Annotated in this window: 1 protein-coding gene; it reads right to left on the bottom strand. The window is 41.3% G+C overall.

From position 1 onward, the window contains the following. A partial coding sequence (locus tag H6A32_RS15785) for an IS4 family transposase (RefSeq protein WP_204864818.1) occupies nt 1-741 on the bottom strand: 741 nt, incomplete at its 3' end. Nucleotides 742-877: the final 136 nt, after the last annotated feature.

Genomic DNA, 877 nt, shown 5'->3' with positions numbered 1-877 from the left:
CACATCCATCCCCTTTGAATGGATGGCTGTGATCTGTGCCGGGTTGGAAAACCAGGAATCAAAAAGGACATAATCAGCCTTTAGTCCTGCACTGAGAGCAGTATCCAACAAGGCCATCATTGCTTCAGGTGCTTTTGTCTGGGCAAGCTTGCGCCTTTTTCCTGCAATGGTTCTGTTATCAAAGTTCTTTACCGGACCGATAATATTTGCTTCTTTTGCAGATGCTAACAGACAGCTGTTTACCGGGATCAGTGTATTTCCGTCACTCCAGCTTAATGTAAGCATCCGAAACCCTTTTTTGAAATGCATATCGGTGTGGTCGAATACTTTTGATCCCAGTTCTGTTTTCTTGCAGCTGGTTCGACTAAAAAGGCTGTCATCAACAATGAACACATTTTTCCTGCTATCGTCCGTTAGATCTTTGAGATCATTATTGACGATATCAGCAGCCAGAAGAGAAGTAAAACGGAGCCAGTTTGTTTTTGCCGAATTTAGGAACCGATAAAAAGTGTTCTTTGAAAAATCTTCCTTAAAAGAGCCAGTTCGTTGCTGCATATACATGCTTCTTCCGACAAAAATGTTGCTGAGCTTGTAGCGGAGCAGAGAAACAGGTGAAACACCTTTTTCTTTCATCCCATTGCATTTGGCGAGAAGCTTGCCGACATGATGCCTGGAAAAAAATCTCTGAACACAATCAATTAACTCGTTCTCATCGCAATAGTTTTGTGGTATACTGGACATGGCATAAATCTCCTTTGTATAGATGGTTTTTCGTCAATTCCATTATACCAAACGGGACAGGTTTATGCCTTTTTTATTGGCTGAAATATTGAATTTTCAAGGTTCAACACACCGTATTGGTGTGGGAAGTTTTAGT

It is taken from the genome of Drancourtella massiliensis, from assembly GCF_016900655.1.
In the GTDB taxonomy this organism is placed as follows: Bacteria; Bacillota; Clostridia; order Lachnospirales; family Lachnospiraceae; genus Sellimonas; species Sellimonas catena.
The sequence above is the reverse complement of the archived record's forward strand: the minus strand, read 5'-3'. Positions and strand labels throughout refer to the sequence as shown.